Source organism: Microbacterium sp. CIAB417 (assembly GCF_022788845.1).
The window spans coordinates 111,542-128,054 of record NZ_JAHZUT010000001.1; the positions used below are offsets into that span (position 1 = coordinate 111,542).

Annotated in this window: 17 protein-coding genes; 11 read left to right on the top strand and 6 right to left on the bottom strand. The window is 70.2% G+C overall.

Annotation, left to right across the window (positions count from 1 at the left end; genetic code table 11):
• Positions 1–61 precede the first annotated feature (61 nt).
• The 3 genes from KYX17_RS00560 to KYX17_RS00570 are packed head-to-tail and all read right to left on the bottom strand — an operon-like array spanning position 62 to position 3,938.
• On the bottom strand, positions 62–1,042 hold the full coding sequence (locus KYX17_RS00560; protein WP_243224607.1) for an NUDIX hydrolase: 981 nt from the start codon (positions 1,040–1,042) through the stop codon (positions 62–64).
• Positions 1,039–3,204 carry an RNA degradosome polyphosphate kinase gene (locus KYX17_RS00565; RefSeq protein ID WP_243224608.1) on the bottom strand — a complete coding sequence of 722 codons (2,166 nt, stop codon included), beginning with the start codon at positions 3,202–3,204 and terminating at the stop codon, positions 1,039–1,041. The genes KYX17_RS00560 and KYX17_RS00565 overlap by 4 nt, the downstream gene beginning before the upstream one ends.
• Before the next feature lie 50 nt (positions 3,205–3,254).
• The gene (locus tag KYX17_RS00570) at positions 3,255–3,938 is read right to left on the bottom strand and encodes a response regulator transcription factor (RefSeq protein WP_243224609.1); all 684 of its coding nucleotides are present in this window, start codon (positions 3,936–3,938) and stop codon (positions 3,255–3,257) included.
• Between the two features lie 126 nt (positions 3,939–4,064).
• On the opposite strand from KYX17_RS00570, the gene KYX17_RS00575 reads away from it, so the two are divergent.
• The 3 genes from KYX17_RS00575 (at position 4,065) to KYX17_RS00585 (ending at position 6,150) form a co-directional block, all read left to right on the top strand.
• The gene (locus KYX17_RS00575; protein ID WP_243224610.1) at positions 4,065–4,358 is read left to right on the top strand and encodes a hypothetical protein; all 294 of its coding nucleotides are present in this window, start codon (positions 4,065–4,067) and stop codon (positions 4,356–4,358) included.
• A gap of 128 nt (positions 4,359–4,486) precedes the next feature.
• Positions 4,487–5,089 carry an FABP family protein gene (locus KYX17_RS00580; protein WP_243224611.1) on the top strand — a complete coding sequence of 201 codons (603 nt, stop codon included), beginning with the start codon at positions 4,487–4,489 and terminating at the stop codon, positions 5,087–5,089.
• Entirely contained in the window at positions 5,086–6,150 is a 1,065-nt protein-coding gene (locus KYX17_RS00585; protein WP_243224612.1) for a folate-binding protein YgfZ, read from the top strand. The genes KYX17_RS00580 and KYX17_RS00585 overlap by 4 nt, the downstream gene beginning before the upstream one ends.
• Before the next feature lie 119 nt (positions 6,151–6,269).
• Here KYX17_RS00585 and KYX17_RS00590 read toward each other — a convergent pair whose 3' ends face one another.
• The gene (locus KYX17_RS00590; protein ID WP_243224613.1) at positions 6,270–7,109 is read right to left on the bottom strand and encodes a class I SAM-dependent methyltransferase; all 840 of its coding nucleotides are present in this window, start codon (positions 7,107–7,109) and stop codon (positions 6,270–6,272) included.
• 37 nt (positions 7,110–7,146) lie between these two features.
• On the opposite strand from KYX17_RS00590, the gene KYX17_RS00595 reads away from it, so the two are divergent.
• Positions 7,147–7,890, top strand: coding sequence for a phosphoglyceromutase (locus KYX17_RS00595; RefSeq protein ID WP_243224614.1), 744 nt, complete (start codon positions 7,147–7,149; stop codon positions 7,888–7,890).
• A 122-nt stretch (positions 7,891–8,012) separates the two neighbouring features.
• On the opposite strand, the gene phoU is transcribed toward KYX17_RS00595, so the two are convergent.
• Entirely contained in the window at positions 8,013–8,723 is a 711-nt protein-coding gene (gene phoU / locus KYX17_RS00600) for a phosphate signaling complex protein PhoU (protein ID WP_243224615.1), read from the bottom strand.
• A 193-nt stretch (positions 8,724–8,916) separates the two neighbouring features.
• On the opposite strand from phoU, the gene KYX17_RS00605 reads away from it, so the two are divergent.
• Positions 8,917–10,131: a cell wall metabolism sensor histidine kinase WalK gene (locus KYX17_RS00605; protein ID WP_243224616.1), complete on the top strand. Its 1,215-nt coding sequence runs from the start codon at positions 8,917–8,919 to the stop codon at positions 10,129–10,131.
• Positions 10,128–10,811, top strand: coding sequence for a response regulator transcription factor (locus tag KYX17_RS00610; RefSeq protein WP_243224617.1), 684 nt, complete (start codon positions 10,128–10,130; stop codon positions 10,809–10,811). The genes KYX17_RS00605 and KYX17_RS00610 overlap by 4 nt, the downstream gene beginning before the upstream one ends.
• A gap of 67 nt (positions 10,812–10,878) precedes the next feature.
• Here the strand turns inward: KYX17_RS00610 and KYX17_RS00615 are convergent, their stop codons facing one another.
• The gene (locus KYX17_RS00615) at positions 10,879–11,463 is read right to left on the bottom strand and encodes a DNA modification methylase (RefSeq protein WP_243224618.1); all 585 of its coding nucleotides are present in this window, start codon (positions 11,461–11,463) and stop codon (positions 10,879–10,881) included.
• A 135-nt stretch (positions 11,464–11,598) separates the two neighbouring features.
• Between KYX17_RS00615 and KYX17_RS00620 the strand changes: the two genes are divergently transcribed.
• From KYX17_RS00620 to KYX17_RS00640, 5 genes are all read left to right on the top strand, one after another.
• Positions 11,599–12,081 carry a CarD family transcriptional regulator gene (locus KYX17_RS00620; RefSeq protein WP_243224619.1) on the top strand — a complete coding sequence of 161 codons (483 nt, stop codon included), beginning with the start codon at positions 11,599–11,601 and terminating at the stop codon, positions 12,079–12,081.
• A gap of 77 nt (positions 12,082–12,158) precedes the next feature.
• The gene (gene ispD / locus KYX17_RS00625; protein ID WP_243224620.1) at positions 12,159–13,358 is read left to right on the top strand and encodes a 2-C-methyl-D-erythritol 4-phosphate cytidylyltransferase; all 1,200 of its coding nucleotides are present in this window, start codon (positions 12,159–12,161) and stop codon (positions 13,356–13,358) included.
• 76 nt (positions 13,359–13,434) lie between these two features.
• Positions 13,435–14,844, top strand: a complete 1,410-nt coding sequence (gene cysS, locus KYX17_RS00630; RefSeq protein ID WP_243224621.1) for a cysteine--tRNA ligase — start codon at positions 13,435–13,437, stop codon at positions 14,842–14,844.
• The gene (gene rlmB / locus KYX17_RS00635) at positions 14,837–15,862 is read left to right on the top strand and encodes a 23S rRNA (guanosine(2251)-2'-O)-methyltransferase RlmB (protein WP_243224622.1); all 1,026 of its coding nucleotides are present in this window, start codon (positions 14,837–14,839) and stop codon (positions 15,860–15,862) included. Before cysS ends, rlmB begins: the two co-directional genes overlap by 8 nt.
• Positions 15,863–15,866: 4 nt before the next feature.
• The gene (locus KYX17_RS00640) at positions 15,867–16,508 is read left to right on the top strand and encodes an NAD(P)-dependent oxidoreductase (RefSeq protein ID WP_243224623.1); all 642 of its coding nucleotides are present in this window, start codon (positions 15,867–15,869) and stop codon (positions 16,506–16,508) included.
• The last annotated feature ends 5 nt before the right edge of the window (positions 16,509–16,513 follow it).

Here is a 16,513-nt window from a genome sequence, read left to right on the forward strand (position 1 = left end):
CTCCCCCTCAGGTAAACGAGAGGTGAACGGGATGCGTCCCCTTGGTGGGCGCCCGAGAGCCTCAGACCTTCGGGACGTGGGTCTCGATCGAGATGATCCCGGAGCCGGGATTGGTCGCCGAGAGGTGCACGACCGAGAACGCGCCGACCTCAAGGGCTGAGGCGCTGGACACGTATGAGCCGCGCAGCGTACCGGTCGCGAGCGCGATCTCGGTGAGGACGTCCGGCAGCACGGGGCCGTGGCTGCAGACCACGGCGGGCTTGCGGGCGCGCACGCGTTTGCCGATGACGGCGCGGACGTCGGAGAAGCCGTCCTCCCAGGCATCCTGGCTCAGCCGCGGCGTCTCGACCGGCTTGCGGTCCAGCGCCTTCGCGAGAGGCGCGACGGTCTGCACGCACCGTGCGGCGTCGCTCGTCACGATCCGGCGGACGCCGAAGGCGCGCAGCGGCTCGACGATCGCCCTGGCCTGGCGCCGGCCCCGCTCGGTGAGCGGGCGCGAGGCGTCCGGGCCGTCCCACTCAGAGCGCGACACGGCTTTGGCGTGGCGCAGAGCGATCACGGGGAACGTGTGCAGCACGCCGTCGTCGACGAGCGTGGCGAACGCGTCCAGGATCTCGACATCGACCGGATAGCTCAGCTCCGCCCTGGCCTTCTTCAGGCTCACCCATTCGATCGCGGCGATCTCGCTGTTGGGCACGAAGGTGGACCGTCGGATGGCCTCCTCGGTCGCCTCCGCCGCCCAGTAGTGCACGACCTTCTGGCGCTTCGGGCGCATGAAATAGCGGCTGACGCCGACCGGCACGCCGAGCGACACGCGGATGCCGGTCTCCTCATGAACCTCGCGCACGGCGGTCTCGGCGAGCATCTCGCCGGGATCCACCTTGCCCTTGGGGAGGGTCACGTCCCGGTACTTCGTGCGGTGGATCAGCAGGACGCGGAGCTTGCCGTCGATCAGGCGCCACACGACGGCCCCGGCGGCGTAGACCGCCTTGTCGTCGCGCACCACCTCCACGGGAGCGTCCTGAACCTGCCGGACCGTCATCGCACCGAGCGGCTGCGACGCCGCCTGCGGATCTGGCTCATCGTCCTGTCCTGCAGGTCGATGAGCGGCTTGCCCTCGGCATCCACCGTGTGGCGCACCCAGACGCCCTCGGCACCCAGGTGCCAGGAGTTCGTGCCGTCGTCCATGGCACGGTCGAACAGCGCGATGAGCTCCTCGATGTGCGCGGGGTCCACCACGCGCACGAGTGCTTCGACGCGACGGTCGAGGTTCCGGTGCATCATGTCGGCGCTGCCGATATGGACCTGCGGGTCCCCGTCGTTGTGGAACGCGAAGATCCGGGAGTGCTCCAGATACCGGCCCAGGATGCTGCGCACGGTGATGTTGTCGCTGATGCCGGGAAGATCGGTGCGCAGGCTGCAGATGCCGCGCACCCACACGTCGACCTTCACGCCGTCGGCGCTGGCACGGTACAGGCCGTCGATGATCTGCTCGTCGACCATCGAGTTGACCTTGATGCGGATGTGCGCCGGCTTGCCCTCGAGCGCGTTCTGCCGCTCGCGCTCGATCAGGCGCAGCAGCCCCTTGCGCAGGTGCAGCGGTGCGACGAGGAGGCGCTTGAACTTCTTCTCGATCGCGTAGCCGCTGAGCTCGTTGAACAGCCGCGTGAGGTCCTTGCCGACCTGCGGGTCGGCGGTGAACAGGCCGAAGTCCTCGTAGATCCGGCTGGTCTTCGGGTTGTAGTTGCCCGTGCCGATGTGGGAGTAGTGCCGCAGCATCCCGTCCTCCTCGCGGATGACGAGCGCGAGCTTGCAGTGCGTCTTCAGGCCCACCAGCCCGTAGACGACGTGCACGCCGGCCTTCTCGAGCTTGCGGGCCCAGACGATGTTGTTGGCCTCGTCGAAGCGCGCCTTCACCTCGACCAGCGCCAGCACCTGCTTGCCGGCCTCGGCGGCGTCGATGAGGGCCTGGACCACGGGGCTGTCGCCCGAGGTGCGGTACAGCGTCTGCTTGATGGCGAGCACGTGCGGGTCGCGCGCGGCCTGTTCGAGGAACGCCTGGACGCTCGTCGCGAAGGACTCGTACGGGTGGTGCACGAGGACGTCGCGCTTGCGGATGCTGGAGAAGACGTCGCTGCGCTCGTTGTTGTCCCCGGGCTGGAACGCGAGCGCCGTCGTGGGCAGATGCGGCGGGTAGCGCAGGTCGGGGCGCTCGATGCGGCCGAGGTCGAACAGGCCGCGCAGGTCGAGGGGACCGGGCAGGCGGTAGACCTCCTGATCGGTGATGTCGAGCTCCTTCACGAGCAGGTCGAGCGTGAGCTCGTCCATGTCGTCCGTGATCTCCAGCCGGATCGGCGGCCCGAACCGCCGGCGCAGCAGCTCGGCCTCGAGCGCCTGGATGAGGTTCTCGCTCTCGTCCTCCTCGATCTCCACGTCCTCGTTCCGGGTGAGGCGGAACGCATGGTGGTCCAGGACCTCCATACCGGGGAAGAGATCGCCCAGATGGTTCGCGATGAGCTCCTCGAGCCGCAGGAAGCGCTTGATCTCGCTCGATCCGGGCACCTCGACGAATCGGGGCAGCATGGGCGGCACCTTGAGGCGGGCGAACTCCTGGCGTCCCGTCCGGGCGTTGCGGATGCGGATCGCGAGGTTCAGGGAGAGGCCCGAGATGTACGGGAAGGGGTGCGCGGGATCGACCGCCAGCGGCATGAGAACGGGGAACACCTGCGCCTGGAAGTACTCGCCGAGCGCATCGCGCTCGGCCGCGGTCAGGTCGGTCCACTCGGAGATCTCGATGCCGGCGTCGGCCAGTGCCGGCCGGACGTCGTTCGTCCAGACCTCGGAATGGCGCAGCTGCAGGGCGTACGCCTCCCGGGAGATGTCGGAGAGGACGTCGGAGGGCGCGCGCCCCACGTTCGTGGGGACGGCGAGGCCGGTGAGGATGCGGCGCTTGAGTCCGGCGACGCGGACCATGAAGAACTCGTCGAGGTTGCTGGCGAAGATGGCCAGGAAGTTCGCCCGTTCGAGCTCGGGCAGGCTCGGATCCTCGGCGAGCTCCAGCACCCGCTGGTTGAACGCGAGCCAGCTCAGCTCGCGATCGAGATAGCGATGATCGGGCAGCTGCGCGTCCTCGAAGGCGAGCGCGTCGAAGTCGTCGTCCTCGGCGTCTCCGAGGCCGGCGTCTGCGAGGGAGGGATCCATCATGGGATTCATCTAAGCACCGGGAGGTGACGCGCGTGTGAACTGCGACGGGATCAGCGCGCTCCGGCGAGCTGGTCGTCCTCGTAGACGTTGAACCGATAGCCGACGTTGCGGACCGTGCCGATGATCTGCTCGGCGTCGCCGAGCTTCGCGCGCAGACGCCGGACGTGCACGTCGACGGTGCGGGTGCCGCCGAAGTAGTCGTATCCCCACACCTCGCTGAGCAGCTGTTCGCGCGTGAACACCCGGGAGGGGTGCGTCGCGAGGAAGTGCAGGAGCTGGAACTCCTTGTAGGTGAGGTCCAGGGGACGCCCGTGCAGTTTGGCGGAGTAGGACTGCTCGTCGATCGTGACGCCGGACGCCTGGACCCGTGACGGCTCGGCCGATTCCTCGCTGCGGGCGATCGCGAGCCGGATGCGGGCGTCGGCCTCGGCAGGCCCGGCGGTGACCAGCAGCACATCGTCGATGCCCCAGTCCCCGGACACCGCGCTCATGCCGCCTTCCGTGACGACCAGCAGCAGTGGCGCATCCTGACCCGTGGTGCGCAGCAGCTTGCACAGGGACTTCGCACCGGCGAGATCGTGACGTCCGTCGACGATCACGACGTCGCACTCCGGCGCCGACACGAGCTGCGCGGGCTCGGCGGGGATCTGGCGGACCCGGTGGCTGAGCAGATCCAGCGCGGGCAGGACCGGCTCCGCGGTGGGAGCGGATGTCAGGATCAGAAGGAGGGCCACGCAACGTCCTTTCGGGCGTCGAGATCGTCGCCCTTGACGACGATCGAGTGCGACGCCGTGCGCCCATGATACCGATGCCGGTGCCGCGGGGTTCGCAGGACGGAGGCGTTGGGGGACAATGGAGCCATGTCCGAACCGGCCCTGGCTCCGCGCAACGCCCTCACCGGGATGATCCTCGTGTGGTCGGTCGCCCTGCTCGCGGCCGTCGCGATCGGCATCTTCGTCGCGGAGCCCTGGCGGATGCCGGCGCTGCTGGTCTCCTTCGGCGGCGTCGTGCTGCTCGGGTTCGCGGTGCAGCTCGGCTACGGCCGGACGCACGGCTTCGTCGTGCGGGTGTCGGCGAGCATCATGGGCGCGCTGCTGCTGATGGGAGTCGTCTCGGTCGGCTTCGGCCTCGCCGCCATCGCGACCGCGGGGTAGAGTGGCCGCATGGATCTTTTCGCGCTCGAGCTCTTCTTCATCGGTCTGCTCGGACTCGCGAGCCTCGCGATCGTGTTCGTCTCCGGAGTCGTCCTGCGGAACCTGTTCCGCGGCCAGCGCTGACAGCCGTGCTCGAACTGCCGACCGACCTCCCCGCCGACCTCGCGCCGCTGTCCTGGCTGCTGGGCGTCTGGGAGGGGACCGGTGTCATCGACTACCACGCCGGTGACCACCACTTCGAGGGCGAGTTCACGCACCGCGTGAGCTTCAGTCACGACGGCGGGCCGTTCCTGAACTACGCCGCGACCGGGTGGGTCCCGCGCGGCGAGGGTGAAGCGTCTGTCCCACTCGTCGCGGAGTCTGGGTTCTGGCGCATCGCGCGCCCCGCGGGCCCCGCAGATGCCGGACCCGCACTGCTTCCGCCTCTCGAGGATGCGCCCGCGCGCACGGTCGACGACGTCGAGCTGCTGCGCGCGCCCTCCGGAGGATTCCCGCTGGAGGTGTCGATCGCGCACTCGGACGGTGCGCTGGAGCTGTATCTGGGCGAGATCGCCGGCCCCCGCATCGACATCGCCACCGACGCCATCGTCCGCGGCGCCGGCGGCAAGGACTATGCGGCCGCGACCCGCATGTACGGTCTCGTCGAGGGGCATCTGCTGTGGGCATGGGACATCGCCGCGCTCGGCTCCGAGCTGAAGTCGCACGCATCCGCCCGACTGGCGAAGGTATGACCGGTTTCGCGGATCTGCCCGGCGCCGTCCAGGACGACGGCGTCATCGCCCACTACGGCGAGCCGATGCGGGAGCAGCGGCGGCTCGCCTCCGGCGACGCGATCGCGCTGCTTGGGGATCGCGCCGTCGTCGAGGTGTCCGGTCCGGAACGGCTGAGCTGGCTGGACTCGTTCACCTCGCAGGCCACGACCCGCATGGCACCGGGGGAGAGCAGCGAACTGCTGATCCTCGACCCGCAGGGCCACGTCGAGCACGCCGCGGGCATCGTCGACGACGGGACCTCGGCCTGGCTCCTCGCGGATGCGGAGGATGCCGAGGCGCTGGTGTCGTGGCTGAAGCGCATGGTCTTCCGCGCTCAGGTGACCGTCGAGCCGCGTCCCGACCTCGCCCTGCTCGGGTTCTTCGCCGGAGGGATCGCTGAGGAGGCTCTGCCCGCCGGAGTCTTGATCTGGGCGGATCCGTGGGAGCACGTGCAGAGCGGCGGGCATCAGTACGCGACCGTGGCCGAGCATCCGTCCGCCGGGTACGCCTGGCGCGTCGCGAGCGTCGAGGCGGATGCCGCGGCAGCCCTCGCCGGGCACGTCGAGGCCGCGGGGCTCCTGGCCGCCGAAGCGCTGCGGATCGCCGCGTGGCGTCCCCGCTGGGCCGCCGAGGTCGACGAGCGCTCCCTCCCGCATGAGACCGACTGGATCCGCAGTGCGGTGCACCTGAACAAGGGGTGCTACCGCGGCCAGGAGACGGTCGCGAAGGTGCACAACCTCGGGCATCCGCCGCGCCGCCTCGCGGCACTGCACCTGGACGGCAGCGACGACGTGCTGCCCGGACCGGGAGCGCCCGTGTTCGCCGGCGAGAACGAGGTCGGGCACGTGACGTCGGTCGCCCGTCACCACGAGGAGGGGCCCATCGCGCTGGCGATCCTGTCTCGCCGCGCTCCGGACGGCGACCTCATCGTGCGCGCCGACGGCATCGACATCGCTGCGGCCCAGCAGGTGATCGTGCCGGCGGATGCCGGGGCGACGGTGGACGTCCCCCGGCTGACGCGGCTGTCCCGTCGTCGCTGACGTCTTTCCTCACCGGGCGGCGCGGGTGGGCGCCGCGTTTCGACTCGTCGCTGCGCTCCTCGCTCAACGAGCGGGAGAGGGGAGGCTCCTCGCTCGACGAGCGGAAGTGGGAGGCCAGCTCAACGAGCCGACGAGGGCGGCGCGGGCGCGACGGCCGCCCATGGGACGGTCAGCTCGCCGAGGCGCCAGCGGCTGCGTCCCCCGAGCACCGGCCATCCTGCGGCCTTGAGCGCGGATGCCGCGGCGACGAAGCGCTGCGTGGCGCCGAAGGTCGACAGCGGTGCCGCGCGTTCCCACTCCCGGTCGAGGTCTCGGAGCAGGTCGTGCACGCGCTCGCCGGGGACGTTGCGGTGGATGAGCGCCTTCGGCAGCCGTTCGGCGATGATGCCGGGCCGAGCGAGATCGGTCAGCCGCAGCGACAGCGTGAACCGCACCGGCTCGGCATCCGCGGTGACGTCCACCCAGGTCGCAATCCGTCCGATCTCGTCGCACGTCCCCTCGACGAACAGGCCGCCGGGAGCCAGCCGGGACGCGACCGTGCGCCACGCCTCGGCGACATCCGCCTCGTCGTACTGCCGCAGCACGTTCATGGCGCGGATGACCGCTGGTCTGCGGCCGCTCGCGACGGGGACCTCGAAGCCGCCGCGGTCGAAGGCGACCCGCAGATCCGGATCGAACGACGTCCGACCGGCGCGGAGCTCCTCGAGCTGGGCACGTGCCTGGGCGACGCGCTGCGGATCGAGCTCGAGGCCGAGGACCTCGGCATCCGGGCGTATGCGCGTCAGCCGCGACGCCAGCTCGAAGGCGGTGACCCCGCTCGCCCCGTAGCCGAGGTCGACGACGAGCGGGTCAGCGGCCCGGCGGAAGGCCGCCGACGCGGCGATCCAGCGGTCGTTGCGGCGGAGGCGATTCGTGCCCGTGGTGCCGCGCGTCGGCCTGCCGAGCGGAGATGACGCCATGGGTCAATCCTCGCAGGGCGCTCGATAAGCTGGAACCATGACGCGCACCCTGATCCTGCTCCGCCACGGCCGGAGCGAGTGGAACGAACTGAACCTCTTCACCGGCTGGGTGGACGTCCGCCTGAACGCGCAGGGCGAGGCCGAGGCCCGTCGTGGCGGCGAGCTGCTCGCCGAGGCGGGCATCCTGCCGGACGTGCTGCACACGTCGCTGCTCAGCCGGGCCATCCAGACCGCCGACATCGCCCTCGACGCCGCCGACCGGCTGTGGATCCCCGTGTCCCGCTCGTGGCGTCTGAACGAGCGCCACTACGGTGCGCTCCAGGGCAAGGACAAGGCCGAGACCCTCGAGAAGTTCGGCCCCGAGCAGTTCCAGCTCTGGCGTCGGTCGTTCGACGTGCCGCCGCCGCCCCTGGACGACGACAGCGAGTTCAGCCAGGTGAACGACCCGCGCTACGCGGGCATCGACGGCGAGGTGCCGCGCACCGAATCCCTCAAGCTCGTGATCGACCGACTGCTGCCCTACTGGGAGAGCGCGATCATCCCCGACCTCGAGGCGGGCAAGACGGTCCTCGTGACGGCGCACGGTAATTCGCTGCGCGGCCTGGTCAAGCACCTCGACGGCATCAGCGACGAGGACATCGCCGAGCTCAACATCCCGACCGGCATCCCGCTGGTCTACGAGCTCGATGAGGACAACGTGCCCACCGGTCCTGGCCGCTACCTCGACCCCGAGGCCGCCGCCGCCGGTGCCGCCGCGGTCGCTGCTCAGGGCAAGAAGTAGCGGGGAGACCTCTTCTCCGTGACGAGACCCCGTCGTATCCACGTGGATACGACGGGGTCTCGTTGCTGGTGAGAGGTCTCCGGCCGGCAGGGAGAGGTCTCTTGCGTGGGCGGGGCCGGAGATCAGGCGTGTCCGAGCTCCTGCTGCTCCGCCTCCTGCGCCTCCAGGGCGAGCACGATGTCCTCCTCCTGCACGGCCCAGTCGCCGGTGGAGAGGTAGACGACCTTCTTCGCGACGGCGACGGCGTGGTCGGCGAAGCGCTCGTGGTAGCGACTCGCGAGCGTGGCGTCGACGGTCGCGTGGGCCTCGCCCTTCCAGTTGTCGCTGAGCACCTTCTCGAACACGCTCGCGTGCAGCTCGTCGACGTCGTCGTCCGCATTGCGGATCGCATCCGCGAAGCGCAGGTCCTGCGTGCGCAGCAGCTCGGCCAGGGTCCGCGCGATCTCGACGTCCAGCTCGCCCATCCGGATGAAGGTGCCCTTGAGGCCCTTCGGGATGGCGCGCTCGGGGAAGCGCAGCCGCGCGAGCTGCGCGATGTGCTCGCTCATGTCGCCCATGCGCTCGAGAGACGCGCTCACCCGCAGCGCGGTCACGACGATCCGGAGGTCGCGGGCGACGGGCTGCTGGCGGGCGAGGATCTCGATCGCCTGCTCGTCCAGCGCGACGGCGAGCTCGTCGATCTTGGCGTCGTCGCTGATGACCTCCTCGGCCAGGCCCACGTCGCTGGTCGCGAACGCGCGCGTGGCCTTGTCGATCGAGACCGTGACGAGATCGGCGATCTCCACGAGACGGGACTGCAGGTCCTCGAGGGACTGGTGGAAGACTTCGCGCATGTGCGGCGCAACCTTTCGGGTCTCAGCGGCGTGGATGGCCGATCAGCGGGCGCAGCGCAGCGCGCGGGCCCGAGGCGATTGTGTTCGTCGAAGGTTAACGAATGGTGCCCAGAACGTGAATAGTAGTTCGCCGGCACCCGTTCTGGCGCGGAAACCCGCCGAGGCGCCGGTGAACGCACTCTACGCTTGTCGTATGACCACGCCGCAGATCGCGCTGCTCGCCCTCGCTGTCGGCGTGCTGATCGGAGCCGGGATCTGCGGGCTCATCTACCTCGCCTATCGCGCCAGGGCGCAGGCCGAGGCGGAGACCTCCACCGCGATCCCCGCCGGGACGACGGACGTCCTGGAGAGCATGGAGGATGCCGCGTGCGTCGTCGACGCGTCCGGTCTCGTCCTCGCCACTTCGCACGCCGCCGAGCGGTTCGGCATCACCGTCGGGTCGATCCTCGACAATCAGGAGCTGCGCCAGTTGGTGCGCACCGTGCGCTCCACGGGGGCGTCCGAGACCCAGACCATGCGCATCAGCCGCGGGGGGACGACGCTGGATCCCCGGCTCGTCTCCGCCCGCGCCAGCGCGGTCGGAGCCCGGCTCACGCTCCTGGTGATCCGCGACGTCACGGAGCAGGAGCGTCTGGACCAGGTGCGGCGCGACTTCGTCGCGAACACCAGCCACGAGCTGAAGACCCCGGTCGGCGCGGTCAGCCTGCTCGCGGAGGCGATCGAGTCCGCCGCGGACGACCCCGCGCAGGTCCGCGTGTTCGCGAGCCGCATCTCGGCGGAGGCCGCGCGCCTCGGCCAGCTCACGGGGCGCATCATGAGCCTGTCCCGACTGCAGGCCGCGGATGGTCTGTCGGATGTCGCGAACGTCGCGATCGACGAGGTGATCGCGGCCTCGGTCGAAGCGCACGCCGTCCAGGCCGACTCCGCCGGAGTCGAACTCGCGCGCGGCGGCGACCGCGAGATCTGGGTGCGCGGAGACGCGCAGATCCTCATCGAGGCGGTCGGCAATCTCATCGCGAACGCCATCGTGTACTCGCCGCGCGGATCGCGCGTGGGCGTCGGAGTGAAGGCGGACGGCGACGTCGTCGAGATCGCCGTCTCCGATCAGGGCATCGGGATCTCCGAGGCCGACCGGGACCGCATCTTCGAGCGCTTCTACCGTGCCGACGAGGCGCGCTCGCGGCGCACCGGAGGGACCGGGCTCGGCCTGTCGATCGTCAAGCACGCCGTGCACCGCCACGGCGGCGAAGTGCGCGTCTGGTCGCGTCCCGGACGCGGCTCGACGTTCACGATCCGCCTTCCGCGCATCGAGGCGCCTGCGCCCGAGGACGCCGGGAAGAAGACCAAGAAGAAGCGCGCGAAGAAGGCCGCCAAGGCGGCACGCGCCCGTACCGGAGAGAGCGTATGACCCGCATCCTTCTCGTCGAGGACGAACCGGACCTCGCAGACCCCCTGGCCTACCTGCTGCGCCGGGAGGGCTACGAGGTCGAGATCGCCGAGGACGGACCAGGCGCGCTGAACGCGTTCCGCGAGCAGGGGGCCGACATCGTCCTGCTCGACCTGATGCTGCCCGGCATGCCGGGAACCGAGGTGTGCCGGCAGATCCGCTCCACGTCCGCCGTGCCGATCATCATGCTGACGGCGAAGGACTCGGAGGTGGACATCGTCGTCGGGCTCGAGCTCGGCGCCGACGACTACATCACCAAGCCCTATTCCTCGCGCGAGCTGCTCGCCCGCATGCGGGCCGTCCTGCGTCGGGTCGTGCAGGCCGAGAGCGAGCTCGACGAGCGGGTGCTCGACGGCGGACGGGTGAGTCTGGACATCGACCGGCACACCGTCACGGTGGCGGGGTCGCAGATCAACATGCCGCTGAAGGAGTTCGAGCTGCTCGAGGTCCTCATGCGCAACGCCGGACGCGTGCTCACCCGGGGCCAGCTGATCGATCGCGTGTGGGGCAGCGACTACTTCGGCGACACCAAGACGCTCGACGTGCACATCAAGCGCATCCGGTCCCGCATCGAGGAGAACCCGTCCGAGCCCGCGATGCTCGTCACGGTGCGGGGACTGGGCTATCGCTTCGAAGGCTGAGGCCCGCACGGAGAAGGCCGGTCGCCCCGCGGGGCGACCGGCCTTCTCCGTGTCAGGATGCCGAGGGTCAGTGCTCCTCGGACTCCTCGGCGTCGGGGGCGTCGGTGGGAACCGGCGTCTGCGTCGGAACGGCCACCTCGTCGTCGATGATGATGACCTCCTCGACCGGTTCCGGCACGAGGTCGGAGTAGTAGGGGAGCGTGCCGTCGAGGACGGGGACGTTCGCGGCGGCCCCGGTGCCGTCACCGGACTGGAAGTACACCTCGACGGTGGAACCGGGGGCGAGGGTCAGCTCCCCGCCGGAGGCCGCGGCGTCCAGCAGCAGCGGCTCCTCGTTCGCGCCGAGGCTGACGGTCTCGCCGGCGGCGACCTCGACCTCGAAGGGCTCCAGACCCTGCAGCTCGACGGTGACGACGGCGTCGTCCTGCGACCCGTTCACGAACGCGGCGACGAGGTTGCCGAGCTCGCCGTTCTCGTCGGCGATGATCATGGCGTTGCGCACGACGACGGGGCCGGCGGTGTCGGAGACGTTCACCCCGTCCGAGGCGGAGTAGGCGATGGTGCTCGCCTGCGGGGTGATGAAGGTGCACCCCGTCGCACCCGTCAGCACGAGAGCGCTGAGAACGACAGACGCAGCAAGGCGCGATTTCACGGGTCCTCCTGAGATGCGGCGGGAAGTGCACGTCCATTCTATGCGTACGCCGGAGGGCCCGTCGGGACAGTGCGGGGCAAACCTTAGTGCATGTCGCCTGTGGTATCCTGGAGTTTGCCGAAAGGACACGCTTTTATGCTTTTTGAGGTTGGCGAGACGGTCGTCTATCCGCACCACGGGGCCGCGACGATCATCGAGGTCAAGGACCGCATCATCAAGGGCGAGACGAAGAAGTATCTGAAGCTCAACGTCACGCAGGGGGATCTGATCATCGAGGTCCCGGCCGAGAACGTCGACCTGGTCGGGGTCAGGGATGTCATCGGCAAAGAGGGCCTCGACCACGTGTTCGAGGTGCTGCGCGCCCCCTTCACCGAGGAGCCCACGAACTGGTCCCGTCGCTACAAGGCGAACCTGGAGAAGCTCGCCTCCGGTGACGTCATCAAGGTCAGCGAGGTCGTCCGCGACCTGTGGCGCCGCGACCAGGACCGCGGACTCTCCGCGGGTGAGAAGCGCATGCTGGCCAAGGCCCGTCAGATCCTCATCTCCGAGCTCGCGCTCGCCGAGAAGATCGACGAGGAGAAGGCCGGGTCGCTCCTCGACGAGGTGCTGGCCTCCTGATTCAGGATTCCGGAAAGGCGGATGCTTCGGCATCCGCCTTTTCCGTGTCCGGGACCGACCGCGGGTAGCGTGAGGGCATGACTCTGCTCCCGGTTCCCGACACCGCCGTCATCGTCGTCGCCGCAGGATCGGGGACGCGGTTGCGCGCCGGCGGGCCGAAGGCCCTGGTCGGCATCGACGGACGTTCGATCCTGCGCCACGCCCTCGACGGCGTGTTCGCCGCGCGGCCGATGCAGGTCGTCGTGGTGGCTCCGGCCGGATTCGAGGGAGACGCCGAGAGCGAGCTGCGCGCCGCGGCCGGCGAACGCGCCGATCTGGGGCGCGTCGTCACCGGAGGCGAGACGCGTCAGCTGTCGGTCGCCGCGGGGCTGGCGGCGCTGTGGGGCGACGTCACGCGGGTTCTCGTGCACGACGCCGCGCGGGCGCTGACCCCGGCCGCGCAGATCGATGCCGTCGCGGATGCCGTGACCGATGACGCCGGGGTCATCCCCGTGCTCCCGGTCGTCGACACGCTCAAGCGCGTCGACGCCGCCCAGGTGCTCTCCGCCGTCGACCGCGCCGAGCTCGCGGCCGCCCAGACACCGCAGGGGTTCCCGCGGCTTCCCCTGGAGGCGGCCTATGCGACGGCGCTCGCCGCCGCCGTCGAGTACACCGACGACGCGGCGCTGTACGCCGCGGCAGGTCATCCGGTCCGCCACGTCGCAGGTTCCGAGCGCGCCTTCAAGATCACCACACCCGCGGACCTCGAGCGGGCGCGTCACCTGCTCGCCGGTGGCGGGCCGGGCGCGGCATCGATCCCGCTCGTGCCGTCCATCGGGATCGGCACCGACGTGCACGCCTTCGGCGGCGAAGGGAGCCTGTGGCTCGCGGGCCTGGAGTGGCCGGACGAGCCCGCGCTGTCGGGGCACTCGGACGGCGACGCCGTGGCGCACGCCATCGTGGACGCCCTGCTGAGCGCCGCGGGCCTTGGAGACATCGGGCAGCACTTCGGCACGGCGCATCCGGAGTACGCGGGTGCGCACGCCGACGTGTTCCTCGCCAGGACGCTCGAGCTCGTCACGGCGGCCGGTTTCCGAATCGGCAACGTGTCGGTGCAGTTCCAGGGGAACCGTCCCCGCTTCAGCGCGCGCCGGGCCGAGGCCGAGCGGGTTCTGTCGTCAGCGCTCGGCGGCGCTCGCGTGATCGTGGCGGCGACGACGACCGACGGTCTGGGGTTCCCTGGGCGCGGTGAGGGCATCGCTGTCATGGCCGTCGCCCTGCTCATCCCAGCGTCCTGACCCGTACGGTCGGCAGCATGCCCCGGGCGAGCGTGACACAGGCGGGCGTCCAGCACGGCGCCGGTAGGCTGGTGCGGTGACGATCCGCCTCTACGACACCCGCGCACAGCAGCTGCGCGACTTCGTGCCTCTCGACCCCGAGAGCATCACGATGTACGTGTGCGGACCCACGGTGCAGTCCGGACCGCACATCGGTCACGTCCGGGCGGCGCTGGGCTTCGACCTGCTGCGGCGCTGGCTGCAGTTCCGGTACGGACGCGTGACGGTCGTCCGCAACGTCACCGACATCGACGACAAGGTGCTGGCGAACGCGACGGATGCCGAGACCTGGTGGGCCCTGGCCTATCGGATGGAGCAGGAGTTCGCCGCCGCGTACGCCGGAGTCGGCATCCTTCCGCCCACCTACGAGCCGCGTGCGACCGGGTCGATCCCGCAGATGCAGGAACTCATCGAGGTGCTGATCGAACGAGGGCACGCCTATCCGGCCCCGGACGGATCCGGCGACGTGTACTTCGACGTGCGATCCTGGGCGGAGTACGGCGCGCTCACGCACCAGTCCGTCGACGCGATGGAGCCCGCGGAGGACGCCGACCCCCGAGGCAAGCGCAATCCGCAGGACTTCGCGCTCTGGAAGGGCGCCAAGCCCGACGAGCCGGTCGACGCGAGCTGGAGCTCCCCCTGGGGCCGCGGCCGGCCCGGATGGCACATCGAGTGCTCCGCGATGGCCAAGCGCTATCTGGGGGCGGAGTTCGACATCCACGGCGGCGGCCTCGACCTGCGCTTCCCGCACCACGAGAACGAGCTCGCCCAGTCGACCGCCGCCGGCGACGGGTTCGCCCGTTACTGGGTGCACAACGGCCTCGTGACCGTGGACGGCCAGAAGATGTCGAAGTCGCTCGGCAACTTCACGCTCGCAGCCGATGTGCTCGGCGCGCACGATCCGCTCGTCGTCCGCTATGCGCTCGCCGCAGCGCACTACCGGTCGAGTCTGGATCTGACCGAGTCGTCCTGGGCCGAGGCGGAATCGGCGCTGGGGCGCATCCGGACCTTCCTCGAGCGCGCCGTCCGCACGATAGGTGAGCAGTCCGCGGCATCGGCTGCGGATCAACTGCCGCCCGCGTTCCTCGCCGCGATGGACGACGACCTCGGGGTGCCGCAGGCACTCGCCGTGCTGCACGAGACCGTGCGCGCCGGCAACGGGGCTCTCGATCGGGGAGAGGACGACGCCGTGCGCTCCGCGTTCTCAGGGGTCACCGCGATGACCGAGGTGCTGGGGATCAACCCCCTGTCGCCGCGCTGGCGGGGCGACGGCGGAACGGAAGGCGATGCGCTCGACGCGCTCGTGCGCACGATGATCGACCAGCGCGCGCAAGCACGCGCCGACAAGGATTGGGCCGCAGCCGATCGCATCCGCGATGCGATCGCGGCGGCGGGTATCACTCTGGAGGACACTCCGGACGGAACGCATTGGAGCATCGATGGCTAAGCCAGGCAACCCCTCAGCGGGCAAGGGCAAGAAGAAGGGCCCCACCAAGGGTACCGGCGGGCTCGGACGGAAGGCTCTGGAAGGGCGCGGACCTACGCCCAAGGCCGAAGACCGCTCCTGGCACGTGGCCGGGAAGCGCAAGGCCGCTGCCGAGCGCTACGCCGCCGCCGGCGGAAAGGGGCGTCCGGGGGTCGCGGGCAAGCGCCAGACCACCGGCGGGAACCCGAACCGCAGCGCGCGTTCGAAGGACAACACCGCTGACACCGAGACGGTGACCGGACGCAACTCCGTCCTCGAGGCGCTGCGCACGCGGATCCCCGCGACCGCGCTCTACATCGCGCAGCGCGTGGAGATGGACGACCGCGTCAAGGAGATGCTCGCGCTCGCCAAGAACCGCGACATCGCGATCCTCGAGGTCACCCGCCAGGAGCTCGACCGCATGGCCGGCTTCGACGGCGTGCACCAGGGGGTCGCGCTCAAGGTCCCGCCGTACGAGTACGCGCACCCGCAGGACCTGCTCGAGCAGGTGATCGACCGGGACGAGGTCCCGCTGTTCGTCGCTCTGGACGGCGTGACCGACCCGCGCAACCTCGGTGCGATCATCCGGTCGACGGCGGCGTTCGGCGGACACGGCGTCATCCTGCCGCAGCGCCGTTCCGCCGGGGTGAACTCGGCGGCCTGGAAGACGAGCGCCGGGGCTGCCGCACGCGTCCCCGTGGCGCTGGCGACGAACCTCACCACGCAGCTCAAGGAGTTCAAGAAGCAAGGCGTGTTCGTGCTGGGCCTTGACGGCGACGGCGACGTCTCGCTGCCGTCCCTGGAACTCGCCGACCGCCCTGTCGTCCTCGTGATCGGCTCCGAGGGCAAGGGGCTGTCGCGACTCGTCACCGAGACCTGCGACCAGATCGTCTCGATCCCGATCTCGGCGGCGACCGAATCGTTGAACGCCGGGATCGCGGCATCCGTCGCGCTCTATCAGGTCTCGACCGTCCGGAACGCCACCAATCAGGGGGAGTGATCGCATGGCGCGCATCGTCGTCATCGGAGGAACCGGCTACGCCGGTCGCCACATCGTGCAGGAGGCGGTGAGCCGCGGCCACGAGGTGATCTCGGTCTCGCGCTCGAAGCCGGAGAACCCGGTGGACGGCGCGCTCGCCGTGCAGGGCTCCGTGCTGGACATCGACGCCCTGGGCGACGTCTTCGACGGAGCGGATGCCGTGGTCTCCGCGCTCTCCCCGCGGGGCGACATGACCGACGGCGTCCTGGACGCTCTGCGGGGCCTCATCTCGAAGCTCGCCGGCACACCCACGCGACTGGGCGTCGTCGGCGGTGCCGGCGGCAGCCTCGTGGCGCCCGGCGGTCCCCGGCTGTTCGATTCCGGGTTCCCCGAGGAGTACAAGCACGAGGCGCAGGTCGGCATCGACTCGCTCGCACTGCTGGAGTCCTCGGATGCCGGGCTCGACTGGTTCTTCATCCACCCGGCCGAGGTGTTCGGGCCGTGGGCGGAGGGGGAGCGCACCGGCCACTACCGGGACGGCGGCGACGTGCTCGTGCGGGATGAGGACGGCAAGTCCTACATCTCGGGCGCTGACTTCGCGATCGCCGTCGTGGACGAGATCGAGCAGGGCCACCACCACCGCGAACGGTTCACGGTCGGGTACTGATCCCC